The 26,114-nt window shown below is 75.9% G+C and carries 28 protein-coding genes; 22 read left to right on the top strand and 6 right to left on the bottom strand.

Features of this window, described 5'->3' with window-relative positions; genetic code table 11:
* Positions 1-120 precede the first annotated feature (120 nt).
* Both ACI78R_RS14615 and ACI78R_RS14620 read left to right on the top strand, forming a co-directional pair.
* Positions 121-681, top strand: a complete 561-nt coding sequence (locus tag ACI78R_RS14615; RefSeq protein ID WP_457041239.1) for an RNA polymerase sigma factor — start codon at positions 121-123, stop codon at positions 679-681.
* The gene (locus ACI78R_RS14620) at positions 672-1,115 is read left to right on the top strand and encodes a hypothetical protein (RefSeq protein ID WP_457041240.1); all 444 of its coding nucleotides are present in this window, start codon (positions 672-674) and stop codon (positions 1,113-1,115) included. Before ACI78R_RS14615 ends, ACI78R_RS14620 begins: the two co-directional genes overlap by 10 nt.
* Positions 1,116-1,121: 6 nt before the next feature.
* On the opposite strand, the gene ACI78R_RS14625 is transcribed toward ACI78R_RS14620, so the two are convergent.
* Genes ACI78R_RS14625 through ACI78R_RS14635 form a run of 3 tightly spaced genes read right to left on the bottom strand, consistent with a single transcriptional unit; the run spans position 1,122 to position 3,336 of the window.
* A complete protein-coding gene (locus ACI78R_RS14625; RefSeq protein WP_457041241.1) occupies positions 1,122-1,769 on the bottom strand; it encodes a class I SAM-dependent methyltransferase in 648 nt (215 codons plus the stop codon).
* Positions 1,766-2,488 carry a peptidylprolyl isomerase gene (locus ACI78R_RS14630; RefSeq protein ID WP_457041242.1) on the bottom strand — a complete coding sequence of 241 codons (723 nt, stop codon included), beginning with the start codon at positions 2,486-2,488 and terminating at the stop codon, positions 1,766-1,768. Before ACI78R_RS14630 ends, ACI78R_RS14625 begins: the two co-directional genes overlap by 4 nt.
* A complete protein-coding gene (locus ACI78R_RS14635) occupies positions 2,485-3,336 on the bottom strand; it encodes a peptidylprolyl isomerase (RefSeq protein ID WP_457041243.1) in 852 nt (283 codons plus the stop codon). The genes ACI78R_RS14630 and ACI78R_RS14635 overlap by 4 nt, the downstream gene beginning before the upstream one ends.
* A gap of 166 nt (positions 3,337-3,502) precedes the next feature.
* Between ACI78R_RS14635 and ACI78R_RS14640 the strand changes: the two genes are divergently transcribed.
* From ACI78R_RS14640 to aspS, 4 genes are read left to right on the top strand one after another with little or no spacing between them, the layout of a single operon-like run.
* Positions 3,503-4,198: an MBL fold metallo-hydrolase gene (locus ACI78R_RS14640; protein ID WP_073422565.1), complete on the top strand. Its 696-nt coding sequence runs from the start codon at positions 3,503-3,505 to the stop codon at positions 4,196-4,198.
* Complete coding sequence (hisS, locus tag ACI78R_RS14645) at positions 4,195-5,472, top strand: histidine--tRNA ligase (RefSeq protein WP_457041244.1); 1,278 nt, start codon at positions 4,195-4,197, stop codon at positions 5,470-5,472. Before ACI78R_RS14640 ends, hisS begins: the two co-directional genes overlap by 4 nt.
* Positions 5,472-6,452: an aldo/keto reductase gene (locus ACI78R_RS14650; protein WP_457041245.1), complete on the top strand. Its 981-nt coding sequence runs from the start codon at positions 5,472-5,474 to the stop codon at positions 6,450-6,452. Before hisS ends, ACI78R_RS14650 begins: the two co-directional genes overlap by 1 nt.
* Before the next feature lie 25 nt (positions 6,453-6,477).
* A complete protein-coding gene (aspS, locus tag ACI78R_RS14655) occupies positions 6,478-8,253 on the top strand; it encodes an aspartate--tRNA ligase (protein WP_457041246.1) in 1,776 nt (591 codons plus the stop codon).
* 21 nt (positions 8,254-8,274) lie between these two features.
* On the opposite strand, the gene ACI78R_RS14660 is transcribed toward aspS, so the two are convergent.
* Positions 8,275-8,802: an ASCH domain-containing protein gene (locus tag ACI78R_RS14660; RefSeq protein WP_457041247.1), complete on the bottom strand. Its 528-nt coding sequence runs from the start codon at positions 8,800-8,802 to the stop codon at positions 8,275-8,277.
* A gap of 34 nt (positions 8,803-8,836) precedes the next feature.
* Between ACI78R_RS14660 and ACI78R_RS14665 the strand changes: the two genes are divergently transcribed.
* A complete protein-coding gene (locus tag ACI78R_RS14665) occupies positions 8,837-9,928 on the top strand; it encodes a pyridoxal-phosphate-dependent aminotransferase family protein (protein ID WP_073422637.1) in 1,092 nt (363 codons plus the stop codon).
* An 82-nt stretch (positions 9,929-10,010) separates the two neighbouring features.
* Here ACI78R_RS14665 and ACI78R_RS14670 read toward each other — a convergent pair whose 3' ends face one another.
* Entirely contained in the window at positions 10,011-10,895 is an 885-nt protein-coding gene (locus ACI78R_RS14670; RefSeq protein ID WP_457041248.1) for a type IV toxin-antitoxin system AbiEi family antitoxin, read from the bottom strand.
* A 177-nt stretch (positions 10,896-11,072) separates the two neighbouring features.
* Complete coding sequence (locus ACI78R_RS14675; protein WP_457041249.1) at positions 11,073-11,930, bottom strand: aldo/keto reductase; 858 nt, start codon at positions 11,928-11,930, stop codon at positions 11,073-11,075.
* A 35-nt stretch (positions 11,931-11,965) separates the two neighbouring features.
* On the opposite strand from ACI78R_RS14675, the gene ACI78R_RS14680 reads away from it, so the two are divergent.
* From ACI78R_RS14680 to nusB, 15 genes are all read left to right on the top strand, one after another.
* Positions 11,966-13,300, top strand: coding sequence for a replication-associated recombination protein A (locus ACI78R_RS14680; RefSeq protein ID WP_073422558.1), 1,335 nt, complete (start codon positions 11,966-11,968; stop codon positions 13,298-13,300).
* Positions 13,301-13,377: 77 nt separating this feature from the next.
* The gene (locus tag ACI78R_RS14685; protein WP_073422557.1) at positions 13,378-13,803 is read left to right on the top strand and encodes a DUF948 domain-containing protein; all 426 of its coding nucleotides are present in this window, start codon (positions 13,378-13,380) and stop codon (positions 13,801-13,803) included.
* Positions 13,803-14,120, top strand: a complete 318-nt coding sequence (locus ACI78R_RS14690) for a hypothetical protein (RefSeq protein ID WP_457041250.1) — start codon at positions 13,803-13,805, stop codon at positions 14,118-14,120. The genes ACI78R_RS14685 and ACI78R_RS14690 overlap by 1 nt, the downstream gene beginning before the upstream one ends.
* Positions 14,121-14,170: 50 nt before the next feature.
* The gene (gene alaS / locus ACI78R_RS14695; RefSeq protein ID WP_457041251.1) at positions 14,171-16,858 is read left to right on the top strand and encodes an alanine--tRNA ligase; all 2,688 of its coding nucleotides are present in this window, start codon (positions 14,171-14,173) and stop codon (positions 16,856-16,858) included.
* 5 nt (positions 16,859-16,863) lie between these two features.
* Positions 16,864-17,523, top strand: a complete 660-nt coding sequence (gene ruvX, locus ACI78R_RS14700) for a Holliday junction resolvase RuvX (RefSeq protein ID WP_217651351.1) — start codon at positions 16,864-16,866, stop codon at positions 17,521-17,523.
* Positions 17,520-19,289: an endolytic transglycosylase MltG gene (gene mltG / locus ACI78R_RS14705; protein WP_457041252.1), complete on the top strand. Its 1,770-nt coding sequence runs from the start codon at positions 17,520-17,522 to the stop codon at positions 19,287-19,289. Before ruvX ends, mltG begins: the two co-directional genes overlap by 4 nt.
* 7 nt (positions 19,290-19,296) lie before the next feature.
* Positions 19,297-20,109, top strand: a complete 813-nt coding sequence (locus ACI78R_RS14710; protein WP_457041253.1) for a shikimate dehydrogenase — start codon at positions 19,297-19,299, stop codon at positions 20,107-20,109.
* A gap of 29 nt (positions 20,110-20,138) precedes the next feature.
* On the top strand, positions 20,139-20,762 hold the full coding sequence (locus ACI78R_RS14715; protein WP_457041254.1) for a prepilin peptidase: 624 nt from the start codon (positions 20,139-20,141) through the stop codon (positions 20,760-20,762).
* 60 nt (positions 20,763-20,822) lie between these two features.
* Positions 20,823-22,001, top strand: a complete 1,179-nt coding sequence (gene aroC, locus ACI78R_RS14720) for a chorismate synthase (protein ID WP_457041255.1) — start codon at positions 20,823-20,825, stop codon at positions 21,999-22,001.
* Complete coding sequence (locus ACI78R_RS14725) at positions 21,998-22,531, top strand: shikimate kinase (RefSeq protein ID WP_457041256.1); 534 nt, start codon at positions 21,998-22,000, stop codon at positions 22,529-22,531. Before aroC ends, ACI78R_RS14725 begins: the two co-directional genes overlap by 4 nt.
* Positions 22,528-23,583 (top strand): 3-dehydroquinate synthase, encoded by a 1,056-nt coding sequence (aroB, locus tag ACI78R_RS14730; protein ID WP_336029489.1) that lies wholly within the window; start codon positions 22,528-22,530, stop codon positions 23,581-23,583. Before ACI78R_RS14725 ends, aroB begins: the two co-directional genes overlap by 4 nt.
* A complete protein-coding gene (gene aroQ, locus ACI78R_RS14735) occupies positions 23,580-24,014 on the top strand; it encodes a type II 3-dehydroquinate dehydratase (RefSeq protein WP_073422550.1) in 435 nt (144 codons plus the stop codon). The genes aroB and aroQ overlap by 4 nt, the downstream gene beginning before the upstream one ends.
* Positions 24,011-25,117, top strand: a complete 1,107-nt coding sequence (locus tag ACI78R_RS14740) for a M24 family metallopeptidase (RefSeq protein WP_457041257.1) — start codon at positions 24,011-24,013, stop codon at positions 25,115-25,117. The genes aroQ and ACI78R_RS14740 overlap by 4 nt, the downstream gene beginning before the upstream one ends.
* Complete coding sequence (gene efp, locus ACI78R_RS14745) at positions 25,118-25,678, top strand: elongation factor P (protein WP_073422548.1); 561 nt, start codon at positions 25,118-25,120, stop codon at positions 25,676-25,678.
* Positions 25,679-25,692: 14 nt separating this feature from the next.
* Complete coding sequence (gene nusB / locus ACI78R_RS14750) at positions 25,693-26,103, top strand: transcription antitermination factor NusB (protein WP_454553022.1); 411 nt, start codon at positions 25,693-25,695, stop codon at positions 26,101-26,103.
* Positions 26,104-26,114 lie beyond the last annotated feature (11 nt).

The raw sequence follows: 26,114 nt of genomic DNA on the forward strand, positions 1-26,114 counted from the left end.
GGGGGAGTCGGAGCAGGAGGCTATCCGCCGCCACTGAGGCCCGGAACCCCACGGGCCGGCGGCCCGGCGGGCCCGCACCCCGGGCCGCTGGCACGGTGACGCGGTGCCCCAGGACCCTCCGTGAGCGCCGCCGAGCCGGAGCAGCCCGTCCCCGACGCGGTCCTGGTGACGGAGGCGCGAGCCGGGGACACCGGCGCGTTCGAGCAACTCGTGCTGAGATACCAGACAGTCCTGTACCGGCTGGCGGTGCGGATGCTGGCCGACCGGCAGGAGGCGGAGGACGTGGTGCAGGACGTCTTCGTCACCGCCTGGCGCCGGCTGCCCGACCTGCGCGACGGCGACGCCGTGGGCGGCTGGCTGTACCGCACCACCACCAACCGCTGCCTCAACCGGCTGCGCGACCGCCGCAGCGTGCCCGCCGAGGACCTCGAGCGGCTGCCCGACGCCCGGCCGGCCGGGTCGCCCGCCCGGGTCGCCGAGGCCGCGGCGGGCGTCCGCGCGCTGCGGGCCGCGCTCGACGGGCTGACCCCCGAGCAGCGCGCGGTGTGGGTGCTGCGCGAGCTGCACGACCGCAGCTACGAGGAGATCGCCGCGGCCGTCGGCTCCAGCCCGGCGGCGGTCCGCGGCCGGCTGGCCCGCGCCCGCGCCGACCTCGCGGAGGCGATGTCGGCATGGCGCTGACCGACGCCGGCGGGGCTCCGCCGCCCGACGACCCGCTCTCCGCGGCCACCCGCGCCGCCCGGGCGGAGGACGCCGCGCTCCAGGCGCCGCCGGCGATGGTCGAGCGCGTCATGGCGGTCGTCCGGGCCGAGCCCCGGGTGCCGGGCGCGCTGGTCCTGTCGGCCGAGCCGGGGGCGCGTGTCGAGGTGTCCGAGCGGACGGTCACCCGGCTGCTCCTCGCCGCCGTCGACGAGCTCGGCGACGTCCGCGCCGGCACCTGCCGGGCCGCCGTCGCCGACGGGGAGTTGCGGGTGGCGCTGACCGTCGCCGCGCGCGCCGGGCTGCCGCTGCCGCCGCTGGTCGAGGCGGTGCGCACCCGCGTCACCGGCGTGGCCGAGGCGGCGTTCGGGCTGCCGGTCGCCGCCGTCGACGTCGAGGTCGACGACCTGTTCTGACGGGCCTCAGGCCCGGTGCGCCACCACGGCCCAGAGCGGGTCGCCCGGGCCCGGCGGGGTGCGCAGGGACACCGCGGGCTCGCCGAAGGCGCCGCTGCGCCGGATCAGCTCGGCCACCAGGGCGCCGTGCTGCTCGTCGGAGGTGGCCAGCCAGCCCCGCACCGCCTTGGTGGGGAAGCAGCGGTTGGAGAACGTCACCGCGAGCACGCCGCCGGGGCGCAGCACCCGGCCCACCTCGGCGAGCACCTCGACCGGCCGGGTCAGGTAGTCGATCGACACGCAGCACACCGCCGCGTCGACGTCGCCGTCAGGCAGCGGCAGCCGCGGGTCGGCGTTGAGGTCGTGCACCACCTGCTCGGTGGCGGCGGTGTTGGCGGCCAGCTCGGCGGCGTTCATGCCGAGCACGACCAGCTCCGCCGGCGGGGTGCGGAAGTGCGACACCCACGACGACATGAGGTCCAGCACCCGGGTGGGCGCCGGGGCCGACCCGTCGATGCCGAGCTCGGCGTAGAGGCCGCCGACCGCGGCGATCGCGCCGTCGTCGATGTGGGTGACCAGCCGCGGCGGGCCGTAGAACTCCGCGTCGGGCCGCTCGTCGGCGCGGTCGAAGAACCCCTCGGGGAACCCCGCGTAGGGGTCCGGGCGGGCGGTCACCCGACGGGCGCCATCGAGGTGATGGTCACCGGGACGGTCGGGGCGCCGCCGCCGGGGGAGGGGTCCAGCGAGCCGTCGTTGCCGTTGGCGGCGACCGCGTCGAGCACCGCGAGCCCGGCGTCGTCGACCGTGCCGACCACCGTGTAGTCGGGGGAGAGCAGGCTGTCGCCCCACACGAGGAAGAACTGGCTGCCGTCGAGGCCCTGGCCGCTGTTGGCCATCGCGATCGTGCCGCGCGGATAGGTCTCGTCGCCGTCGACGTCGGTGGCGAACGCGTAGGTGGGCCCGCCCGCGCCGGTGCCGGTCGGGTCGCCGCACTGCAGCACCTGCAGGCCGCCGCCGTCGACCTCGCGGTGGCAGGCCGAGCCGTCGAAGAAGCCCTCCTCCGCCAGGTGCAGCGTGCTGGCCGCGGCGCACGGGGCGCCGGCCCGGTCGAGGACCAGGCCGATCTCGCCGAGCGACGTCGCCATGCGCAGCGTCACGGTCCCCTCCGCGGGCACCCGGGCCCCGGGCGGGGCGACGTCCACGGCGTAGGGGTTGCCCGACCGGGCGGCGACCCACTCGCAGGCCGCCGTCGCCCCCGTCGGGCCGGCGCCCGTGCCGCCGCCCCCGCCCCCGGTGGAGGCGGGCGCGGCGGACCCGGACACGTCGCCCCCGCACGCGGCGGCCAGGGGCACCAGCGCGCCGGCGAGCAGCCCGGCGCGCAGCCGGCGGCTCATCCGACGACGGTCATCGTCTGGATGGTCACCGGGAGGTTGGGCGCGCCGCCGCCCGGGCTGGGCTCGAACGAGCCGTCGTTGCCGGCCGCGGCGATGGTGTCGAGCACGGCCAGGCCCGCCTCGTCGACGGTGCCGACGGCGGTGTAGTCCGGCGAGAGCTGGGTGTCGACGAAGCAGAGGAAGAACTGGCTGCCGGTGGAGCCCGGGGTGCCGCTGTTGGCCATGGCGATCGTGCCGCGTGGGTAGGTCGTCTCCGGCGTGACCTCCTCGGCGAACTTGTAGGTCGGGCCGCCGGAGCCGGTGCCGGTCGGGTCGCCGCACTGCAGCACGCCGAAGGTCGGCTGGTTGACCTCGCGGTGGCAGGGGCTGCCGTCGAAGAACTGCTGCGAGGCGAGGTACGCGAAGCTCGCCGCCGCGCACGGCGCCTTGGCCCGGTCGAGGGTCAGCGGGATCTCGCCCTGGTCGGTGCTCATGAGCAGCGCCACGGTGCCGCTGGCCGGCGTCGCGGCCGGGTCGGGCGGGGTGCCGGCCTCGGTGAGGTTCGGGTTGCCCGAGGTGTCGGGCGCGTAGGTGCACGTGACCGTGCCGTCGGCGTTCGTCGTCGCCGGGGCGGCGGTGGCCTCCGGGGCGGCGCTGGTGCTGGTGCCGGTGGCCGCCGCGGTGTCCGGGTCGTCGCCGCCGCCGATGCCGGCGAACAGCGCCACCGCGCCGGCCACCACCGCGACGGCGACGACGGTGACGACGACGAGCAGGTTGCGGCGGCGCTTGCGGGCCAGCTCGGCGCGGCGCTCGAGCTGCTTCTGCAGGCGCCGCTGCGCGGCAACCCGCCGCTGCTTGTTGGTGGGCACGGGTCGGACACTCCTCGGACGGACGGCTGCGCGGCGGGGGCGCAGATCCGGCCTCGGCCGCGGTCCGCGGTCTCCCCGCTGGTCGGTCCGCGAGTGTAGGTGGCGCGCCTGTGGGCGCCCGGTTGCCGGACCGGAGCGGCCACGATCACCCGCGTAACCTGCACGGGTGCTCATCCGCTCGTTCCCGGCCGGCGCCTTCGGCACCAACTGCTACGCCGTCGCCACGGGGCCGCGGTCGGAGTGCGTCGTCGTCGACCCCGGCATGGACGCGGTCGAGCCGCTGGCCCGCATGCTGGCCGAGGACGGGCTCAAGCCGGTCGCCGTCGTGCTCACGCACGGCCACCTCGACCACACGTTCTCCGTCCTGCCCGTGTGCGACGGCTATGACATCCCCGCCTACCTGCACCCCGACGACAGCGGGATGCTCGCCGACCCGGCCCGCTGGCACGGCCCGGCGCTGGCCCCGCTGCTCACCGGCGTGCGGCTGCCCGACCCGGCCGACGTCCGCCCGCTTGACGACGGCGCGGTCCTCTCGCTGGCCGGCGTCGAGCTGACCGTCCGCCACGCGCCCGGGCACACGCAGGGCTCCGTCGTCTTCTCCCTCGACCTCGGGGAGGCCCCCGGTCTGCTCGCCGGCGACGTGCTGTTCGCCGGGTCGGTCGGCCGGGTGGACCTGCCCGGCGGCTCCTGGGACGCGATGCTCACCTCGCTGCGCGAGGTGGTGCTGCCGCTCGACGACGAGACCGTCGTGCTGCCCGGCCACGGCCCGGCGACGACGATCGGCCGCGAGCGGGCCACCAACCCCTACCTGGCCGAGGCCGCCGCCGGAGCCGGGACCGCGCCGAAGGGCCGTGGACTGTGAGCGGCCTGACCGCCCCGAAGGGCACGTTCGACGTCCTGCCGCCGGACTCCGCGCGTTTCCTCGCCGTCCGCGACACCCTCACCGCGCCGCTGCGGCGGGCCGGCTACGGCTACGTCGAGACGCCGGTGTTCGAGGAGACCGCCGTCTTCAGCCGCGGGGTGGGGGAGTCCACCGACGTCGTGACGAAGGAGATGTACACCTTCGCCGACCGCGGCGGCCGCTCGCTCACGCTGCGCCCCGAGCTCACCGCCGGGCTCATGCGCGCGTTCATCGAGCACCGGCTGCACACCGGCGCGCTGCCGGTGAAGCTGTGGACCGTGGGGTCGGCCTTCCGCTACGAGCGCCCGCAGGCCGGCCGCTACCGGCACTTCACGCAGGTCGACATGGAGGCCCTCGGCGTCGACGACCCCGCGCTGGACGCCGAGGTGGTGGCGCTCGCGGTGCAGGGCTTCCGCGACCTCGGCCTGCGCGACTTCGAGCTGCTGCTCACCTCGCTCGGCGACGCCACCTGCCGCCCGCAGTACCGCGAGCTGCTCGTCGCCTACCTGGAGAAGCTCGACCTCGACGAGGAGACGCGCCGCCGGGCGGAGATCAACCCGCTGCGCGTGCTCGACGACAAGCGGCCCGAGGTGCAGGCCCAGCTCGACGACGCCCCGCTGATGGTCGACCACCTGTCGGACTCCACCAGGGCGCACTACGACGCCGTGCGCCAGCACCTCACCGACCTCGGCGTGTCCTGGACCGAGGCGCCCAGGCTGGTGCGCGGGCTGGACTACTACACGAAGACGACGTTCGAGTTCGTCCACCACGGCCTCGGCGCGCAGTCGGCGATCGGCGGCGGCGGGCGCTACGACGGGCTCTCGGCGGCGCTCGGCGGGCCCGACGTGAGCGGCATCGGCTACGCCGTCGGCGTCGACCGGACCCTGCTCGCCGTGCAGGCCGAGGGCCTCGATGTCGGCGCGACCGCCGGGGTGCAGGCGTTCGTCGTCCCGCTGGGCGCGGAGGCCAAGCGGCTGGCGGTCCGGCTGGTCGGGCAGCTGCGGCAGGCCGGGGTGTCCGCGGACACCGTCTACGGCGACCGCGGGCTCAAGGGCGCCATGAAGGCCGCCGACCGGTCGGGTGCCACGCACGCGGTCGTGATCGGCGAGCGCGACCTGGCCGAGGGCGTCGGCCAGCTGAAGGACCTGCGCACGGGGGAGCAACGCGCCGTCCCCGTGGGGAACCTGTTCGAGGCGCTGCGGACCGCCGTGACCCAGGAAGTGGGAGACAACTGATGGAGACCCGACCCCTCGGACGGACCGGCGCCGACGTCGGCGTCGTCGGCCTGGGCACCTGGCAGCTGGGCGGCGACTGGGGCGACGTCGACGAGGTGACTGCGGGCGACGTGCTCGACGCCGCCCTCGACGCCGGCGTGACCCTGCTCGACACGGCCGACGTCTACGGCGACGGCCGCAGCGAGGAGCGCATCCGCAAGGCGCTGGCCGCCCGGTCCGACCGGCCGTTCGTGGCCACCAAGGCCGGCCGCCGCGCCGACCCGTTCGAGGCCGCGCAGTACACCCCGGAGAACCTGCGGGCGTGGGTCGACCGGTCGCGGCGCAACCTCGGCGTCGAGACCCTCGACCTCGTCCAGCTGCACTGCCCGCCCACCGCGGTCTACTCCGACCAGCGGGTCTACGACGCGCTCGACGCGATGGTCGCCGACGGCGCGATCGCCGCCTACGGCGTCTCGGTGGAGACCGTCGCGGAGGGCCTGACGGCGCTCGAGCACCCCGGCGTGCAGACCATCCAGGTGATCCTCAACGTGTTCCGCCGCAAGCCGCTGGAGGAGCTGCTGCCCGCGGCCGCCGCGGCCGGCGTCGGGATCCTGGCCCGCGTGCCGCTGGCCAGCGGCCTGCTGTCGGGCAAGTACGACGAGTCGACGACGTTCGGCGCCGACGACCACCGCAACTACAACCGCCAGGGCGAGGCCTTCGACGTCGGCGAGACCTTCGCCGGCGTGCCCTACGAGGTCGGCGTGGCCGCCGCGCGCGAGTTCACCGCGATCTGCGGCGACCGCTCGCCGGCCCAGGTCGCGCTGCGCTGGGTGGTCCAGCAGCCCGGCGTCACCTGCGTCATCCCCGGGGCCCGCTCGGTGGAGCAGGCCCGCTCGAACGCCGCGGCCGCCGACCTCCCGGCGCTGACCGACGCCGAGCTCGCCGACCTCGAGCGCCTCTACGACGAGCGCATCCGTCAGCACGTGCACGACCGCTGGTGACCCACCCCCTGAGAGAGGCCCTCTAGTGCTCCGCACCCACGACGCCGGCACGCTGCGCGCGGCCGACGCCGGCTCCACCGTCACCCTCGCCGGCTGGGTGGCCCGCCGGCGCGACCACGGCGGCGTCGTCTTCGTCGACCTGCGCGACGCCTCGGGCTACGTCCAGGTCGTCGTCCGCGAGGAGGAGGCGCACGCCCTCCGCAACGAGTTCTGCGTGCTCGTCACCGGCGAGGTCCGGCAGCGGCCGGCGGGCAACGAGAACCCCGAGCTGCCCACCGGCGAGATCGAGGTGGCCGCGGCCGAGCTGCGGGTGCTGTCGCCGTCGGCGCCGCTGCCGTTCCCGATCGAGACCGACGTCGCCGCCGGCGACGACGTCCGCTACAAGTACCGCTACCTCGACCTGCGGCGGCAGGGCCCGGCGCGGATCCTGCGGCTGCGCAGCGAGATCAACCGGGTCGCCCGCGGCGTGATGGCCGGGCACGGGTTCACCGAGGTGGAGACGCCGGACCTGACCCGCTCCACGCCCGAGGGCGCGCGCGACTTCCTCGTGCCGGTGCGGCTGCAGCCGGGCAAGTGGTACGCGCTGCCGCAGTCCCCGCAGCTGTTCAAGCAGCTGCTGATGATCGGCGGGCTGGAGCGCTACTACCAGATCGCCCGCTGCTTCCGGGACGAGGACTTCCGCGCCGACCGGCAGCCGGAGTTCACCCAGCTCGACTTCGAGATGAGCTTCGTCGAGCGCGACGACGTGCTCGCGATCGTCGAGGACGTCGTGCGGGCGCTGTGGCGCGAGCTCGCCTCCTACGACGTGCCCGGGATCCCGCGGATGACCTACCGCGAGGCGATGGACCGGTTCGGGTCGGACAAGCCCGACCTGCGCTTCGGCGTCGAGCTCACCGAGCTGACGTCGTACTTCGCCGACACCCCGTTCCGGGTGTTCCAGGCGCCCTACGTGGGCGCGGTGGTCATGCCCGGCGGCGGGTCGCAGCCGCGGCGCGCGTTCGACGCCTGGCAGGACTGGGCCCGCTCGCGCGGCTACCGGGGCCTGGCCTACGTGACCGTCGGCGAGGACGGCACCCTCGGCGGGCCGGTGGCGAAGAACATCTCCGACGCCGAGCGCGCGGGCCTGGTCGAGGCCGTCGGCGCCTCGCCCGGCGACTGCGTGTTCTTCGCCGCGGGCCCGCGCCGGTCCTCGCAGGAGCTGCTCGGCGCCGCGCGCAACGAGATCGCCAAGCGGCTGGAGCTCATCGAGCCGGGTTCCTGGTCGTTCCTGTTCGTCGTCGACTTCCCGATGTTCGAGGAGACCGAGGACGGCGACTGGACGTTCATGCACCACCCGTTCACCTCGCCCACCCCCGAGTGGCGGGACCGCTTCGCCGACGACAAGGCGAACGCGCTGTCGGACGCCTACGACCTGGTGGTCAACGGCAACGAGCTGGCCAGCGGGTCGGTCCGGATCGCCGACCCCGAGCTGCAGGAGCGGGTGTTCGAGACCCTCGGCATGTCCCGCGAGGAGGCCCGTGACCGGTTCGGGTTCTTCCTCGAGGCGTTCGCCTACGGCCCGCCGCCGCACGCCGGTGCCGCGCTCGGGTGGGACCGGCTCACCGCGCTGCTGGCCGGCGTCGACTCGATCCGCGAGGTCATCGCGTTCCCGAAGACCGGCGCCGGCTACGACCCGCTGACCGGCGCGCCGACGCCGATCACGGACGCGCAGCGCAAGGAGGCCGGTATCGACGCGGTGGCGGAGGAGCCGGCGCTGCCCGGCGAGCCCGGCGCCCCGGGGCCGAGCGACCCCTCGACGTGACCCCCGGCCGGGCCGGCTGACTCAGCCGGCCCGGTCGGCCCGGTCGGCCCGGTCGGCCACCTCGGGTGGCCAGACCACCCGGAACCGCTCGAAGACGACCTCGAGGCCGTCGTCCCAGCGCTCGCCCCGTGCGGCCAGGGTGCGGGTGAAGTAGCGGAGGTGGCCGGCGAGCCAGCCCTCCCGCGTGCGGTCGCCCTCGCCCTCGTCCCAGGCGAAGGCGTCGTCGACGCTGTCGAGGCGGCCGACCCGCAGCTCGGTGCTGCGCAGGACAGCTCGCGGGCGCCCGTCGCCGTCGCAGGCGACCCAGTGCCCGCCGATGCGGGGCAGCGGCTCGCCGTCGTGCGCGAAGTCGGCGACCAGGCCGGCGGTGGCTCGCTTGGTCCCGGTGAGGACCAGCCCGATCAGCTCGTCGGCGAGCGCGCGGCCGTCGCCGAAGCGCTCGACGGGCGGTTCGTCCTCGGGCGGGCCTCCGCCCGGCCGCTGCGCGGTGTACGCCGCCCACATCGCGGCGGCCTCCTCGCGGCGCAGCGCGCCGGGCTCGTCGGTCATGTGGTGATCCTCGCTGCTCGGTAGCGTGCCGGGCATGCCGCTGCGCGCCCGCACCCTGCTCGGACCCGGCCCCTCGAACCCCTACCCGGAGGCGGCGGTCGCGCTGGCGCAGCCGCTGCTCGGGCACCTGGACCCGGTGTTCCTCGGGATCCTCGACGAGACCTCCGAGCGGCTGCGGACGGTGTTCGGCACCGCGAACCGCCGCACGCTGCCGCTGTCGGCCACCGGGTCGGCGGGCATGGAGGCGTCCTTCGTCAACACGGTGGGCCCGGGCGACGTCGTCGTCGTGGCGGTCAACGGGCTGTTCGGCGAGCGGATGGTCGACGTCGCCTCCCGCTGCGGCGCCGAGGTGGTGCGGGTCGACCACGAGTGGGGGCAGCCGGTCGACGCCGCGCGCGTGCTGGAGGCGCACCCCTCGCCGAAGCTGATCGCCGCGGTGCACGCGGAGACCTCGACCGGGGTGCGCTCGGACCTCGAGCCGCTGGCCGCCGGCAAGGGCGACGCGCTGCTGCTGGCCGACTGCGTGACCTCGCTCGGCGGCATCCCGGTGCGGCTGGACGAGTGGGGCGTCGACCTCGCCTACTCCGGCTCGCAGAAGTGCCTGGGTGTCGCGCCCGGCCTCGCGCCGTTCACCATCTCCGACCGGGCGTGGGAGCGGCGGATCGAGAAGCCGCGCAGCTGGTACCTCGACCTCGGCATGCTCGGCGGCTACGCGGGGGAGGCGGCCGGCTCCGGTGGCCGCACCTACCACCACACGGCGCCGACCGGGATGGTCGTGTCGCTGCACGCGGGGCTCGGCCGGCTGCTCGACGAGGGGCTGGAGGCGGTGCACGCCCGGCACGCCGAGGCCGGCCGGCTGCTGCACGAGGGCCTGCAGGAGATGGGCCTGGAGCTGTTCGCCGCCGACGGGCACCGGCTGCCGGAGCTGACCACCGTGCGGGTGCCCGAGGGTGTCGACTCCGCGGCGGTGCGCAAGGAGCTGCTCGAGCGCTACGACCTGGAGATCGGCGGCGGCGTCGGCGCGTACGCGGCGACGGTGTGGCGGATCGGCCTGATGGGCCCGAACGCGGCGCCGGACAAGGTGGCCCTGGTGCTGGCGGCCCTGCGCGAGGTCCTCGGCCGCTGAGGGGTGGCGCCGGAAGTTGATCATCGGCTGCGTGCACGCCCCGGCGGCGTGTCGGCGCGTGTCGCGTGCACGCATCCGATGATCAACGCGCCGGGGCGCCCGGACGCCAGCCGCGGCTGAGCAGCGCGCCCCTCGACCGCTCGACCACCACGGCCGGGCCGGCGAGGTGGCGGGCCGCGAACCGCAGCACCAGCCAGCCGTCGGCGGCCATGAGCGAGTAGCGGTCGACGTCCCTGCCGAACCGGTCGGCGTCGGCGTGCTGCCGGCCCTCGTACTCGACCGCCACGCGGTACCTCGTCCAACCCAGGTCGGCGTGCGCCACCACCCGGCCCCGCCGGTCGCAGATCGGCAGCTGCACCTCCGGCGCGGGCAGGTCGCTCGTCGCCAGCCAGTAGCGCACCAGGCTCTCGGGACGGGACATCGCGCGGCCGTCGAGGAGGACCGCGCACCGCCGCGCCTGCCGGACGCCGCGCACGCGGTCGGCCCGCTCGAGGCGCTCGGCGAGGGCGGCGGGGGTAAGCCGGCCGGAGCGCAGCAGCGCGTCACCCACCGCCACGAGCTCGGGCGCGCGCAGCCCCGTCGCCAGGTCGAGGAAGGTCTGCGCACCGGACGTGATCCGCAGGCCCCCGGCCTCGACGACGTCCGGTGCCCGGAGGTCGCGCACCGCGACCACGAGGCCTCTGCGCTGCGGCAGGACGGGCCGTGGTCGCAGCACGACCTGGACCTCAGGTGGAGGGTCAGTGTGTGCGCCGTACAGGGCGGCCGCCGTCTCCAGGCCGAAGGCGGCGTCGGGCGGGAGCAGCCGGGTCCACGCGCGGCAGCGCGCCACGAGTGAGTCCAGGGCCGCCCGGGAGAGGTAGAGGCCGCGGGTGAGTTCCTCCCCGCCCGCCGCGATCTGCCGGCGGGTGGCTCCGCGGGCCCGCGCGTCCCGCCACGTCCAGCTCGACCCGAGGTCCAGGGGTTCCATCCGGCCACCGTCGGGCGGTGCCGCGGAGGCGGGCCGGTCGCGGCCGCGGCTGTGGACGGGCGGCTCACCTGTGCACGGGACCGCGTCCGGCCGTGATCATCGGACGCGTGCACGCTCCCGCGGCGTGTCCCGTGCGGTGTCGTGCACGCACCCGATGATCAACGCGGGGAGCGCCCCTCAGGCGTCCAGGCGGGCCAGGTGCTCCGGGGTCAGCTGCACGTGGGTCGCGGCGGCGGAGTCCTGGATCGACGCCGGCCGCGACGCCCCCGGGATGGGCAGCACGACGTCGGCCTGCGCGAGGTGCCAGGCGAGCGTCACTTGGTACACCGAGACGCCGAGCTCGGACGCCACCTCCGCGAACGCCGGCGCCGTCGCGTCGAGCGAGCCGGCCGCCGTCACCCCGCCGAACGGGCTCCACGGGATGAACGCCAGCCCGTGCCCGGCGCAGTGCGCGAGCTCGTCGGCGGAGTGCCGCCACCCCGGCGAGAACTGGTTCTGCACGCTCACCAGCGCCGGGCCCACGATCGAGCGGGCGACGTCGATCTGCGCGACGTCGGCGTTGGAGATGCCCACCATCCGCACGAGGCCGTCGTCGGCGAGCTGCCGCAGCGCGCCCATCGAGTCCTCCCACGGCGTCTCCGGGTCGGGCCGGTGGTACTGGTACAGGTCGATCGTGTCGACGCCGAGGCGCCGCAGCGACGCCTCGCAGGCCCGCCGCAGGTAGGCGGGCGACCCGTCGAGCAGCCAGTCGCTGCCCTCGCGGGTGTGCCCGCCCTTGGTCGCCACGAGCACGCCGGACGTGTCGCCCCCGTACGAGGACAGCGCCTCGGCGACGAGGGACTCGTTGTGGCCGAACTCCGACTCGTCGCGGGCGTAGGCGTCGGCGGTGTCGATCAGGGTCACGCCGGCGTCGAGCGCGGCGTGGACCACCGCGACGGCGTCCTCGCGCGAGGGCCGGTCGGTCTTCGTGGACAGGGGCATGGCCCCGAGTCCGATGGCACTGACGGTCTGGTCTCCGATGCGTCGCTGCTGCACGGGGCTGTCGTGCCCCGCGGGTAGCGTCGACAAGCGTGACGAGCCTGTTCGACGAGCCCGCGGAGGCGGGGGACGACGTCGTCGACCCGGGCGCCCCGCTGGCGGTGCGGATGCGTCCGCGCTCGCTCGACGAGGTCGTCGGCCAGTCCCACCTGCTCGGCCCGCGGGCGCCGCTGCGCCGCCTGGTCGAGGCCGACGAGCCGATGTCGCTGGTCCTCTACGGCCCGCCCGGCACCGGCAAGACCACGCTCGCGCACGTCATCTCGCTGGCCACCAAGCGCCAGTTCGTGCAGCTGTCCGCGCTGGACGCCGGGGTGAAGGAGGTCCGCGCGGTCATCACCAGCGCCAAGCGCGAGCTCACCTACGGCGGCCGGCGCACCGTGCTGTTCATCGACGAGGTGCACCGGTTCTCCAAGACCCAGCAGGACAGCCTGCTGTCCGCGGTCGAGGACCGGATCGTCAGCCTGATCGCGGCCACCACGGAGAACCCGTTCTTCTCCGTCGTCAGCCCGCTGCTGTCCCGCAGCCTGGTGCTCGCGCTGCAGCCGCTGTCCGACGACGACGTGCGCACGCTGCTGCGCCGCGCGCTTACCAGCGATCGCGGGCTCGACGGCGCGGTGACGCTGTCCGCGGAGGCCGAGGAGCACCTGGTCCGCGTCGCCGGCGGCGACGGGCGCAAGGCGCTCACCGCGCTGGAGTCCGGCGCGGGCGCGGCGCGGGCCGCGGGTGCGAGCGAGATCGACCTCGCCACGCTGGAGACCGCCGTCGCCCAGGCCGCCGTCCGGTACGACCGGCAGGGCGACATGCACTACGACGTCGCCAGCGCGCTGATCAAGTCGATCCGCGGCAGCGACGTCGACGCCGCGCTGCACTACCTGGCGCGGATGGTGGTGGCGGGGGAGGACCCGCGCTTCATCGCCCGCCGGCTGGTCATCTCCGCCAGCGAGGACATCGGCATGGCCGACCCGACGGCGCTGCAGACCGCCGTCGCCGCGGCCGACGCCGTCGCCTTCATCGGCATGCCCGAGGGGCACTTCCCGCTCGCGCACGCCGTCGTCCACCTGGCCACGGCGCCCAAGTCCAACGCCGTCACGGTGGCGATCTCCGAGTCGGTGGCCGACGTCCGGGCCGGCCTCGGCGGGCCGGTGCCGCCCGGTCTGCGCGACGCCCACTACGGCGGGGCCAAGAAGCTCGGCCACGGGAAGACCTACGTCTACCCGCACGACGCGCCCGACGGGATCGTGCCGCAGCAGTACCCGCCCGACGCGCTGGTCGGGCGCGACTACTACCGGCCCACCGGCCGCGGGGTCGAGGCCGGCATCGGCGCCCGGCTGGCCAAGCTGCGCGCGATCGTCCGCCGCGCCCGCTGACCGCCGGGGGCCGCGACTACTGTTGCCCCGCCGGGAGGCGACCCTCCCGGCCGCCGACGGAGAAGAGGAGACGCCGCGTGTCCGCAGGAGAGTGGGCCGGACTGATCGCCGCCCTGGCGCTGGTGCTGCTGGTGGTGCTGCTGGCCGTCCCGCTGCTGAAGCTCGGCCGCACCCTCGACGAGGCGACGCTGACCATCCGGCAGGTCCGCGAGCAGAGCCAGCCGATCCTCGGCCAGGCCCAGACGACGATCGCCCAGGTCAACAGCAACCTCGAGCGGGTCGACGACATCACCGGCAACGCGGCCAACGTGTCGAGCAACGTGGCCGCGCTGACCAGCGTCGTCGCCGCCACCGTGGGCAGCCCGCTGATCAAGGTCGCCGCGTTCAGCTACGGCGTGCGCAGCGCCACGAAGAAGCGCCGCGAGGGCCAGGCGATCGCCGAGGCCGCCGCCCGGGACAAGGCCGACCGGCGTGCGCGCCGTGCCGCCCGGCGGGCCGCCTGATGCGCCGGCTGTTCTGGCTGGCGATGGGCATCACCATCGGCGCCCTCGTCGTCCGCAAGCTGTCCCGCGCCGCCGAGAAGATGACCCCCGCGGGCATCGGCGCCTCGATCGCCGAGGGCCTGCGCGACCTCGCCGACGCGATCGGCGACTTCGGCGCCGACGTGCGCGCCGCGGCCGCGGCCCGCGAGGAGGAGCTGCGCTCCGGCACCGGCCTCGACGCGCCGCTGCCCGAGCGCGACACCACCCAGCTGCAGCTGCCCGGCCGGCCCTCCGGCCGCCCATCCGGCCGGCGTGGCGCCCACGCGGCCGACCGCTGAGCCGCACCCACCCCCGCGGGGACCGCCCCGCCCCGAGCACCGAGTAGGCCATGCAGACCGCCGAGATCCGCCGCCGCTTCCTGCAGCACTTCGAGCAGCGCGGCCACACCGTCGTCCCGAGCGCCTCGCTGGTGTCCCCGGACCCGTCCCTGCTGTTCACCGTCGCCGGGATGGTGCCGTTCATCCCGTACCTGACCGGCCGCGAGCCCGCGCCGTTCCCGCGGGCCACCAGCGTGCAGAAGTGCGTGCGCACCCTCGACATCGAGGAGGTGGGCAAGACCACCCGCCACGGCACGTTCTTCCAGATGAACGGCAACTTCTCCTTCGGCGACTACTTCAAGGAGGGGGCGATCCAGCACGCGTGGGAGCTGGTGACCGGCCCCGTCGCCGACGGCGGGCTGGGCTTCGACCCCGACCGCATCTGGGTGACCGTCTACCTCGACGACGACGAGGCCGCCGAGGCCTGGCACCGCATCGCCGGGCTGCCGAAGGACCGCATCCAGCGCCTGGGCAAGAAGGACAACTACTGGCACACCGGCGCCGACGGCCCCGGCGGCCCGTGTTCGGAGATCTACTTCGACCGCGGCCCGGCGTACGGCCCCGACGGCGGCCCGCTGGTCGACACGGCCGGTGACCGGTTCCTGGAGATCTGGAACCTCGTCTTCATGCAGTACGAGCTCACCGACGTCCGGAGCAAGGAGGACTTCCGGATCGTCGGCGAGCTGCCGAAGAAGAACATCGACACCGGCATGGGCCTGGAGCGGGTGGCCTTCCTGCTGCAGGGCGTCGACAACCTGTACGAGATCGACGAGGTGTCGCCGGTGCTGCGCCGCGGCGCCGAGCTCGCCGGCGTCACCTACGGCAAGGACCACGACACCGACGTCCGGCTGCGCGTCGTCGCCGACCACGTCCGCAGCGGCCTGATGCTCATCGGCGACGGCATCACGCCCGGCAACGAGGGCCGCGGGTACATCCTGCGCCGGCTGCTGCGCCGCGCCGTCCGCTCGATGCGGCTGCTCGGCGTCGACACCGCCACCCTGCCCGAGCTGCTGCCGGTCTCCCGCGACGCGATGGGCGCGAGCTACCCCGAGCTGGTCACCGACTTCGACCGGATCAGCGCGGTCGCCTACGCCGAGGAGGAGGCCTTCCGGCGCACCCTCACCTCCGGCACGGCGCTGTTCGACACCGCCGTGGCGCAGGCCAAGGCCGCCGGCACCCCGGCGCTGTCGGGCGAGCAGGCGTTCTCGCTGCACGACACCTACGGCTTCCCGATCGACGTCACCCTCGAGATGGCCGCCGAGCAGGGCGTGACCGTCGACGAGGCCGGCTTCCGCGCGCTCATGCAGCAGCAGCGCGACCGCGCCCGCGCCGACGCCCGCGCCAAGCGCACCGGCTCGGTCGACGTCCTGGCCTACCGCCGCCTGCTCGCCGAGCACGGGCCCACCGACTGGCGGGCCTACGACACCCTGCGCACCGACTCCCGGGTGCTCGGCGTCGTGGCCGAGCTCGACGGCGAGGACGGCGGCCCGGCCGAGGCCGGCGAGGGCGAGGTCGTGCGCGTGGTCCTCGACCGCACGCCCTTCTACGCCGAGTCCGGCGGCCAGGTGGCCGACGCCGGCACGCTGACCTGGGACGGCGGCCGCGCCGAGGTGCTCGACGTGCAGCGCCCGGTCAAGGGCCTCGTCGTGCACCAGGTCCGGGTGCTCGAGGGCGCGCTGCGCGACGGCGCCGAGCTCACCGCCGAGGTCGACCGCGAGTGGCGGCTGTCGGCCTGTCAGGCGCACTCGGGCACGCACGTCGTGCACGCGGCGCTGCGCCAGGTGCTCGGCCCGCAGGCGCTGCAGTCGGGCTCCTACAACCGGCCCGGCTACCTGCGGCTGGACTTCGCCTGGCAGGGCGCGCTCAGCCAGCAGCAGCGGTCCGACATCGAGGACGTCGCCAACGCCGCGGTCCGCGCCGACCACCGGGTGCGCGCCGACTACATGACGTTGCCGGAAGCCCAGGCGATCGGGGCGCTGGCGCTGTTCGGTGAGACCTACGGCGAGTCGGTGCGCGTCGTGGAGATCGGCGGCCCGTGGTCGCGCGAGCTCTGCGGTGGCACCCACGTGTCCGGCAGCGCGCAGATCGGCACGCTGGCGTTGACGGGCGAGTCCTCGGTCGGGTCGGGCGCCCGCCGCGTCGAGGCCGTCGTCGGCCTCGAGGGCTTCCGCTACCTCGCGCGCGAGCGCGACCTGGTCCGCCAGCTCGGCGAGCTGCTCAAGTCGCCCACCGACGGGCTGGTCGACCGCGTCGGCGGCGTCCTGTCCCGGCTGCGCGACGCCGAGCGGGAGATCGCCGAGCTGCGCGCCGCGCAGACCAAGGCGGCGGCCGGCCAGCTGGCCGCCGACGCCCGCGACGTCGGCGGGGTCGCCGTCGTCACCGCGGCGCCCGCGGGGCTGGCCGGCGGCGACCTGCGCACCCTCGCCCTCGACGTCCGCGGGCGGCTCGGCGAGCGCCCGGGTGTCGTCTTGCTCGCCTCCGAGGCCGGGGGCAAGGTGGCTGTGGTCGCCGCGCTGACCCCGGCCGCGCAGGCGCGCGGTCTCTCGGCGGGGGACCTGGTGAAGGCGGCCACCCCGCTGGTCGGGGGCCGTGGCGGCGGCAAGGCCGACGTCGCGCAGGGCGGCGGCACGGACCCCAGCGGCATCCCCGCCGCTCTCCAGGCGGGCGAACAGGCGGTCGTGACCGCCGCAGGGAGGTGACCGGAGTGCCCGAGCAGCGCCCCGACGAGACCGGTGACGTGAGCGAGCGGCGCCAGCAGGGCCGCCCGGCGGTGCCGCCGTCGCGCCCCCGGCAGGCCCCTCCGCAGCCGCCGGTGCACCACCGCACCGAGCAGATCGACCTGCGCGCCGGCTTCCCGCCGGTGCGCAACGAGACCACCGAGATCGACCTCTCGCAGGGCCTGCCCGCCGGGCTGCCCCTGCCGCCGCGCCGCACCCGGCAGGGCCGCCGGCTCGGCCTCGACGTCGGCACGGTGCGGATCGGCGTCGCGCTCTCGGACCCGACGGGCACGCTCGCGAGCCCGCTGGAGACCGTCGAGCGGCGGCGGGACGGCGGTGACCTGGACCGCATCGTCGCCCTCGTGGAGGAGCACGAGGTGACAGAGGTGATCGTGGGGGAGCCGAGGCACCTGTCGGGTGCGTCGGGCGCCTCCGCGCGGGAAGCGCGTGCCTACTCTCGGTCACTCGCCGGGCGCATCGGCAGCGTGCCCGTGCACCTCGTCGACGAGAGGCTCTCCACCGTGACCGCAGCCAGTTCCCTGCGGGCGAACGGGCTCGACAGCCGCGCCCAGCGCCCCGTGATCGACCAGGCCGCCGCCGTGGTCATCCTCCAGGCCTATCTCGACTCCCAGCGGGGGCGCTCATGACCCCGCCGGTCCCGCCCTACGGGCGGGGCCGGCCGGTGTCCGACGGTGTCGGCGGGACCGCCGCCGCCGGCTGGCCCGCGCCGCACGCCGGCGTCGGGCCCGCCACCACCTGGCTGCCCGTGGGTCCGTCCGCCCAGCGGCCCGGCGGCACCGCCCGCGGCGCCTCCCTGCTCGACCGCGACCCCTACCCGGTGACCGCTGGCCGGCACGCCGCCCCCGACGGTGACCCGTCCCGCGGCGAGATCCCCGCGGCCTCCTCCGGCGACGACCGCACCGGCCCCCTGTCCGGCGGCGCCCGCCCCGGCCCGGGCACCGAGGGCCTGCCGCCCCGCCCGCAGGGCGCGTGGTCGCGGCTGTCGAAGCGCCCCGACGCCGACCCCGACGCCACCGTCGCGGCCGTGGTCCCGCACGAGGCCGACGCGCCCACCGAGGCCCACCCGCTCGCCGACGCGCACGGGGGCTCCCACGACGACCCCCACCACGTCGACCACCACCACGACCACCACGAGGACGACGACGCCACCGGCGGCCTGGACGTCCTCGGTGCGGGCGGCCGCGAGGAGCGCCGCCGCGGACGGCGCGGCCGCCGCGACGAGCAGCACCACGACGACCCGCACCACGACCCGCACCACGACGACCACCACGACGAGCACGACCACCCCGCGACCGACGAGCACCCGGTGCTCGGCGGCGGCCGCGGCACCCGCACCGGCCGGCGCCGGCGCAGCCCGCTGGCCAACCTGGTCGCGCTGCTCGTGCTCGCCGCCCTCGTCGCCGGCATCGTCTTCGGCGGCCGCGCGCTGATCGGCCTGGTCAACCCCGAGGCCGAGGACTTCGCCGGCTCGGGCACCGGCACGGTCGACGTGCGCGTCGGCGAGGGCGACACCCTCAGCGACATCGCCCGGGCCCTCGTCGAGGCCGGCGTGATCGCCTCCGCCGCGCCCTTCGTCGAGGCGGCCGAGACCGAGCCCGCCGCCATGGGCATCCAGCCCGGCGTCTACAGCCTGCGCTCCGAGATGAGCGGCGCCGCCGCCCTCGACCTGCTGCTCGACCCGGCCGCCCGCCAGGTCTCCCGGGTCACCGTGCCCGAGGGCTTCACCGTCGCGGCCACCCTGCAGCGCATCGCCGAGACCACCGGCCTGCCGATCGAGGAGCTGCAGGCGGCCGCCGCCGGACCCGCGGCGCTCGGCCTGCCGGCCTACGCCAACGGCCAGCTCGAGGGCTTCCTCTTCCCGGCCACCTACGACGTCGAGCCCGACACCACCGCGGCCGACGTGCTGCGCGCGATGGTCTCCCGGTTCACCGAGACCGCCGCCGACATGCAGCTCGAGCAGCGGGCGGCCGCCGCCGGGCGCTCGGTGTACGACGTGGTGATCGTCGCCTCGATGGTCCAGTCGGAGACCCGGCTCGACGAGGAGCGGCCGAACGTCGCGCAGGTGGTCTACAACCGGCTGAACCAGGGCATCGCGCTCGGCATCGACGCGACGCTCGCCTACGGGCTCGGCAAGAACGGCAACGACCTCACCGTCACCGACCTGCGCACCGACGGCCCGTACAACACCCGCACCCGGCCGGGGCTGGTGCCCACGCCGATCAGCTCGCCCGGCGAGGCGAGCCTCGAGGCGGCGCTCGCGCCGAGCACCGGGGACCTCCTCTACTACGTCCTCGAGTCGCAGGACGGGCGGCACTTCTTCACCGCCAGCTACGAGGAGTTCATGGCCGCCCGGCAGCGCTGCGCCGACGCCGGCCTCGGGTGCGGTGGCTGACCGGCCGGTGCCCGGAGATCGTCCCGCCGGCCGGGCGGCCGTCCTCGGCCGCCCGGTCGGGCACTCCCTCTCGCCGCTGCTGCACCGGGCCGCCTACGCCGCGCTCGGTCTCGACGGCTGGACCTACGACGCCCTCGACGTCGGCGCCGAGGACCTGCCCGACCTGCTCGCCGGCCTCGGCCCGGAGTGGCGCGGCTTCTCGGTGACCATGCCGTGCAAGCAGGCCGCCGTCGCCGTGGCCGACGAGGTCGAGCCGCTGCCGCGCCTGCTCGGGGCGGCCAACACCCTGGTGCACACCGGCGGCGGGTGGCGGGCGGAGAACACCGACGTCCACGGCGTCGGGATGGCGCTGCAGGTCGGCGGCGTCGAGCGGGTCGCGCACGCGGCGATCGTCGGCGCCGGCGGGACGGCGGCCGCGGCGGCCGTGGCGCTGGCCGAGCTCGGCGCGGAGACCGTCGACGTCCTCGTGCGCGAGCCGTCCCGCGCCGCCGACGTCGCCCGGGTGCTCGGCACCCTCGGCGTCGAGGCCGCCGTCCGGCCGCTCGCACCCGGGCCGGTCGAGGCGCCCGTGGTGGTCAGCACCGTGCCGATCGGCGCGCACCCCGACCTCGGCGGGCTCTCCTGGCGGTCCGGCCAGACCCTGCTCGACGTGCTCTACGCGCCGTGGCCCACCCCGGTCGCCGCGGCGGCGCAGTCCGCAGGCGCCACCGTGGTCAGCGGCCTCGAGGTGCTGTTCTGGCAGGCCACCGTCCAGGTGGAGCTCATGACCGGGCAGCCGGCGCCGATCGGCCCCATGCGCGCCGCCCTGGACGCCCGCTGAGCCCGCTGTCCCCGCTGCTCGCCCTCGCCGTGCTGGCCGCCGCCGCCACCGGCCCGCTGCTGGCCCGCACCGCGGTCCGGCTGGCCACCCGGCTGCCGTCCGCCCGCCCGACCCCCGCCCGCGCGCTGACCACCGCCGCGGTGCTCGCCGTCCTGCTGTGCGGCGCGGTCCTGCTCGGGGGTGACCGCCCCGCCACCCTGGCCTACGCCTGGGCCGCCGGCGCCGCCGTCGTCCTCGCCCAGGTCGACCTCGCCGTCCACCGGCTGCCCGACCGGGTCACCTACCCGGCGGCCGCCGTCTGCGGGGCCGCGCTGCTCGCCGACGCGGCGCTGCTCGGCACCTGGCCGGCGTTCCTGCGGGCGCTGCTCGCCGCGGCCGTCGCCGGCGGGGTCGCGCTGCTCGCCGCGCTGGCCGGCCCCTCCGGCCTCGGCCTCGGCGACGTCAAGCTGCTCGCGCTGCTCGGCCTGCTGCTGGGCTGGGCCGGCTGGGGCGTCCTGCTCGCCGGGGTGTTCCTCGGCCTGCTGGCCGGCGCGGGCCTGTCGCTGGTGCTGGTGGCCACCGGCCGGGCGGGCTGGCGCACCCCCGTGGCGTTCGGCCCGCCGCTGCTGCTCGGCGCCGTCCTCGCCCTCCTGGTGGAGGGACCGCTGGCCTGAGCCGGGTCCGGTGCCCCGCCGCGGGCAGGGGGCCGCGGCCCGGCTGGCAGAATCGCCGGCATGTTGCGCTGGCTGACCGCCGGTGAGTCGCACGGCCAGCAGCTCACCGCCATCCTCGAGGGCCTGCCCGCCGGCGTGCGGGTCACCACCGCCGACCTCGACGTCGACCTCGCCCGCCGCCGCCTCGGCCACGGCCGCGGCGCCCGGATGTCCTTCGAGCAGGACGCCGTCACCCTGACCGGCGGCGTCCGGCACGGCGTGACCATGGGCGGCCCGATCGCCGTCCAGGTGGGCAACACCGAGTGGCCCAAGTGGACGACGGTCATGTCGCCCGACCCGGTCGACCCCGAGGTGCTCGCCGGGCAGGCCCGCAACGCCCCGCTCACCCGGCCGCGCCCCGGCCACGCCGACCTCGCCGGCATGCAGAAGTACGGCTTCGACGACGCCCGCCCGGTGCTCGAGCGGGCCAGCGCCCGCGAGACCGCCGCCCGCGTCGCGCTCGGCGCCGTCGCACGGGCGTTCCTGCGCCAGGTGCTCGACGTCGAGGTGGTCAGCCACGTCGTCGCGATCGGGCCGGTGACCGTCCCCGACGGCGTCGTCCCGGGTCCGCAGGACAACCCGCGCATCGACGACGACCCGGTGCGCTGCGCCGACCCGGCCACCAGCGCGGTGATGGTCGCCGAGGTCGACGACGCCCGGAAGAACGGCGACACCCTCGGCGGCGTCATCGAGGTCGTCGTGCACGGCCTGCCGCCGGGCCTGGGCAGCCACGTGCACTGGGACCGCCGCCTGGACTCCCGCCTGGCCGGTGCGCTCATGGGCGTGCAGTCGGTGAAGGCGGTCGAGGTCGGCGACGGCCTGGAGACCGCGCGCCGCCGCGGCTCGGTCGCCCACGACGAGATCGTTCCCGAGGACGGCCGGATGCGGCGGGTCACCGACCGCGCCGGCGGCATCGAGGGCGGCATGACCAACGGCGAGGTGCTGCGGGTGCGCGCCGCCATGAAGCCGATCTCCACCGTGCCGCGGGCGCTGGCCACCGTCGACGTCGCCACCGGCGACGCCGCGGTCGCGATCAACCAGCGCAGCGACGCGATCGCCGTCCCGCGCGGGGCGGTCGTGATGGAGGCGATGGTGGCGCTGGTGCTCGCCGACGCCGTCCTGGAGAAGTTCGGCGGCGACTCGGTGACCGAGACCCGCCGCAACGTGCAGACCTACCTCGACGCGCTCCCGTTCCGGTGACGGGGCCGCTCCTCGTCCTGGTCGGGCCGCCCGCGTCGGGCAAGACCACCGTCGGCACGGCGGTGGCCACCGCGCTCGGCCTGCCGTTCCGCGACACCGACGCCGACGTCGAGGCGCGCACCGGCACGAGCGTCGCCGACCTGTTCGTCACCCACGGCGAGCAGCACTTCCGCGACCTCGAGGAGCAGGCGGTCGCCCGCGCGCTCGCCGAGCACGACGGCGTCCTCGCCCTCGGCGGCGGCGCCGTGCTCAGCGCCGCCAGCCGCGCGCTGCTCGTCGCGCACGGCCGGGCGGGCGGCACCGTCGTCCACCTCGACGTCGACCTGCCCGCGGCCGCCAAGCGCGCCGGGCTGTCCCGCGACCGCCCGCTGCTGGCCGTCAACCCCCGGGCGATGCTGCGCACCCTGCTCGAGCAGCGCGCCCCCCTCTACGCGGAGGTCGCCACCGTGGTCGTGCCCACCGGGGGCCGCACCCCCGACGACGTGGTCGCCGACGTCCTCGCCGCCCTCCCCACGGGAGCCGGCCGATGAGGCGCGTGACCGTCGCGGGGGAGCGGCCCTACGACGTCGTCATCGGCGCCGGCGCGCAGGCCGAGCTCGGCCTCGTGCTCGCCGGGACGCCGAAGGCCGCCGTCGTGCACGCCCCGCCGCTGGCCGCGCTGGCCGGGGCCGCCGTCGAGACGCTGCAGACCGCCGGCGTGGCCGCCGAGGCCGTCGTCGTCCCCGACGGCGAGGCCGCCAAGACCGCGCAGGTCGCCGCGGCCGCGTGGGAGGAGTTCGGCCGGCTCGGGCTCACCCGCGCCGACGCCGTCGTCGGCGTGGGCGGGGGAGCGGTCACCGACCTCGCCGGCTTCCTCGCCGCCACCTGGACCCGCGGCATCCGCGTCGTCCACCTGCCCACCAGCGTGCTCGGCATGGTCGACGCCGCGGTCGGCGGCAAGACCGGCATCAACACCGGGGCGGGCAAGAACCTCGTCGGCGCGTTCCACCCGCCGGCCGGCGTGCTCGCCGACACCGACGTGCTCGCCGGGCTGCCCGAGGCGGAGTTCCGCTCCGGCATGGCCGAGGTGGTCAAGTGCGGCCTCATCGCCGACGGCGCGATCCTCGACCTGCTCGCCGCCGACCCGACCGGCCGCCGTGACACCGAGGAGCTCGTCGAGCGCGCGGTGCGGGTGAAGGCCGACGCGGTGGGCCAGGACCTCTTCGACACCGGCGTCCGCGAGTACCTCAACTACGGGCACACCCTCGGCCACGCCATCGAGCGGGTCGAGGACTTCGGCTGGCGGCACGGCGAGGCGGTCGCCGTCGGCCTGGTCTTCGCCGCCGAGCTCGGCGCCCAGGCCGGCACGCTGACCCGCGCCGAGGCCGACCGGCACCGCGAGCTGGTGGCGGCGATGGGCCTGCCCACCACCTACCGCGGCGACTGGGCGGCGCTGCAGGCGGTGATGCGGGTGGACAAGAAGGCCCGCGGCGCGACGCTGCGCTTCGTCGTCCTCGACGGGATCGGCAACCCGACGATCCTGACCGACCCCGAGCAGGCATGGCTGGACGCGGCGTGGGCCGCGGTTGCGGAGGAACAGTGACGATCCAGGTGCTCAACGGGCCCAACCTCGGGCGGCTCGGCACCCGCGAGCCGGAGGTCTACGGCCCGACGACGTACGCCCAGCTCGTCGACCTCCTCGAGACGGCGGGCCGCGAGCTCGGCATGGAGGTCCGGGTCCGGCAGACCGACGACGAGGCCGAGATGCTCCGCTGGGTGCACGAGGCCACCGACGCCCGCGACCCGGTGATCCTGAACCCGGCCGCCTGGTCGCACACGTCGATCGCCCTGCACGACGCCCTGGCCGCGCTGCAGTCGCCGCTGGTGGAGGTGCACATCAGCAACGTGCACAAGCGGGAGCCGTTCCGGCACCACTCCTACGTCTCCGCCGTGGCCGACGGCGTGATCGCCGGCCTCGGCGTCGAGGGCTACGTGCTCGCGCTGCAGTGGATGTCGCTGCGGGGCCACCGGTGACCGGGCGCGCCGCCGAGCGCCGGGAGCGGCTGCGGGCCACGGCCGCCGAGCGCGGCCTCGACGCCGTCCTGGTCACCAACCTGCTCAACGTGCGCTACCTGACCGGGTTCACCGGCTCCAACGGGGGGCTGCTGCTGCGCACCGACGGCGGCGACGTGTTCGGCACCGACGGCCGCTACACCACCCAGGCCGGCACCCAGGTGCCCGACCTCGAGCTGCTGGTCGACCGCGCCACCGTGCCGGCGCTGGCCCGCGAGGCGGTCACGCGCGGCGCCGGGCGGCTCGGCTACGAGAGCCACGAGGTGACCGTCGACGGCCACCGGCAGCTGGAGCGGGTGCTCACCGACGCCGCCGCCGGCGGCACGGTGCCCGAGCTGGTCAGCGTCGCGCGCGCCGTCGAGGAGCTGCGCGCGGTCAAGGACGACGACGAGGTCGACGCGCTGCGCCGGGCCTGCGCGGTGGCCGACCAGGCGCTGGCCGAGCTGGCCGCCGACGGCGCGCTGCGCCCGGGCCGCACCGAGCTGGAGGTCGGCCGCGAGCTCGACGCCCGGATGCTCGCCCTGGGTGCCGAGGCGCCGTCGTTCGAGACGATCGTGGCCACCGGCGCGAACTCCGCCATCCCGCACCACCGGCCCGACCGCACGGTGCTCGCCGGGGGCGACTTCCTGAAGCTCGACTTCGGCGCCACCGTCGACGGCTACCACTCCGACATGACCCGCACCGTGGTGCTCGGGCACGCCGCCGACTGGCAGCGCGAGGTCTACGCGCTGGTCGCCGAGGCGCAGGCCGCCGGGCGGGCGGCGCTGGCGGTCGGGGCCGACGTCGTCGCCGTCGACGCCGCCTCCCGCGACGTCATCGCCACGGCCGGCCACGCCGACCACTTCACCCACGGTCTCGGGCACGGGGTGGGCCTGGAGATCCACGAGGCGCCGGGCATCGGCCCGCTCGGCGCGGGTAGGCTGGCCGCCGGCATGGCCGTCACCGTGGAGCCCGGGGTGTACCTGCCCGGCCACGGCGGTGTCCGGATCGAGGACACGCTGGTCGTCACGGCGGACGCGCCCGAGTTGTTGACCCTCACGAGCAAGGAACTGCTGGTCCTCTAGATGGCTACCACCAACGACCTCAAGAACGGCATGGTCCTCAACCTCGACGGCCAGCTGTGGTCCGTCACCGAGTTCCAGCACGTCAAGCCCGGCAAGGGCGGCGCGTTCGTCCGGACGACGCTCAAGAACGTGCTCTCGGGCAAGGTCGTCGACAAGACCTTCAACGCCGGCACCAAGGTCGAGACCGCCACGGTCGACAAGCGGAACATGACGTACCTGTACAAGGACGGCACCGACTTCGTCTTCATGGACGGCGACACGTTCGACCAGATCCCGGTCCCGGCCGAGACCGTGGGCGGCGGCGCCGACTACCTGCTGGAGAACACCGAGGCCGTCGTCGCCGTGCACGAGGGCGTGCCGCTGTACGTCGAGCTGCCCGTGACGCTGGAGCTCGTCGTCGAGCACACCGACCCGGGCCTGCAGGGCGACCGCTCCACGGGTGGCACCAAGCCCGCCACCCTGGAGACCGGCGCGCAGATCCAGGTGCCGCTGTTCGTCAACACCGGCGACAAGCTCAAGGTCGACACCCGCGACGGCCGGTACCTCGGCCGCGCGAACTGATCGCGCCCCTGCACATGGCCGCACGCACCAAGGCGCGCAAGCGCGCCGTCGACGTCCTCTACGCGGCCGACCTGCGCAGCGCGGACCCGGTGGAGATGCTGCGCGAGCGCGTCGCGCACGCCAACCCGCCGGTGCCCGAGCACGCCGTCCGGCTGGTGGAGGGCGTCGCCGCCCACGCCGGCCGCATCGACGAGCTGATCGAGCAGCACGCCCGCGGCTGGTCGCTGGAGCGGCTGCCCGACGTCGACCGCGCGATCCTGCGCATGGCGGTCTTCGAGCTGCTGTGGGCCGACGACGTGCCCGACGCCGTCGTCATCGACGAGGCCGTCGAGCTCGCCCGGGCGCTGTCCACGGACGAGTCGCCGGCGTACGTCAACGGCGTCCTCGGCGCCATCCTCGACGCCGAGGTCCCCACCTCCTCCTGAGCCGGCCGGCG

This window comes from Geodermatophilus sp. SYSU D01106 (genome assembly GCF_054049995.1).

Excerpts from the sequence above, each read along its gene's own strand:
- ACI78R_RS14620 (WP_457041240.1), top strand. The coding sequence starts at position 672 with ATGGCGCTGACCGACGCCGGCGGGGCTCCGCCGCCCGACGACCCGCTC.
- ACI78R_RS14630 (WP_457041242.1), bottom strand. The coding sequence starts at position 2,488 with ATGAGCCGCCGGCTGCGCGCCGGGCTGCTCGCCGGCGCGCTGGTGCCC.
- ACI78R_RS14650 (WP_457041245.1), top strand. The coding sequence starts at position 5,472 with ATGGAGACCCGACCCCTCGGACGGACCGGCGCCGACGTCGGCGTCGTC.
- ACI78R_RS14660 (WP_457041247.1), bottom strand. The coding sequence starts at position 8,802 with ATGACCGACGAGCCCGGCGCGCTGCGCCGCGAGGAGGCCGCCGCGATG.
- ACI78R_RS14665 (WP_073422637.1), top strand. The coding sequence starts at position 8,837 with ATGCCGCTGCGCGCCCGCACCCTGCTCGGACCCGGCCCCTCGAACCCC.
- ACI78R_RS14670 (WP_457041248.1), bottom strand. The coding sequence starts at position 10,895 with ATGGAACCCCTGGACCTCGGGTCGAGCTGGACGTGGCGGGACGCGCGG.
- ACI78R_RS14690 (WP_457041250.1), top strand. The coding sequence starts at position 13,803 with ATGCGCCGGCTGTTCTGGCTGGCGATGGGCATCACCATCGGCGCCCTC.
- alaS (WP_457041251.1), top strand. The coding sequence starts at position 14,171 with ATGCAGACCGCCGAGATCCGCCGCCGCTTCCTGCAGCACTTCGAGCAG.
- mltG (WP_457041252.1), top strand. The coding sequence starts at position 17,520 with ATGACCCCGCCGGTCCCGCCCTACGGGCGGGGCCGGCCGGTGTCCGAC.
- aroC (WP_457041255.1), top strand. The coding sequence starts at position 20,823 with ATGTTGCGCTGGCTGACCGCCGGTGAGTCGCACGGCCAGCAGCTCACC.
- aroB (WP_336029489.1), top strand. The coding sequence starts at position 22,528 with ATGAGGCGCGTGACCGTCGCGGGGGAGCGGCCCTACGACGTCGTCATC.
- efp (WP_073422548.1), top strand. The coding sequence starts at position 25,118 with ATGGCTACCACCAACGACCTCAAGAACGGCATGGTCCTCAACCTCGAC.
- nusB (WP_454553022.1), top strand. The coding sequence starts at position 25,693 with ATGGCCGCACGCACCAAGGCGCGCAAGCGCGCCGTCGACGTCCTCTAC.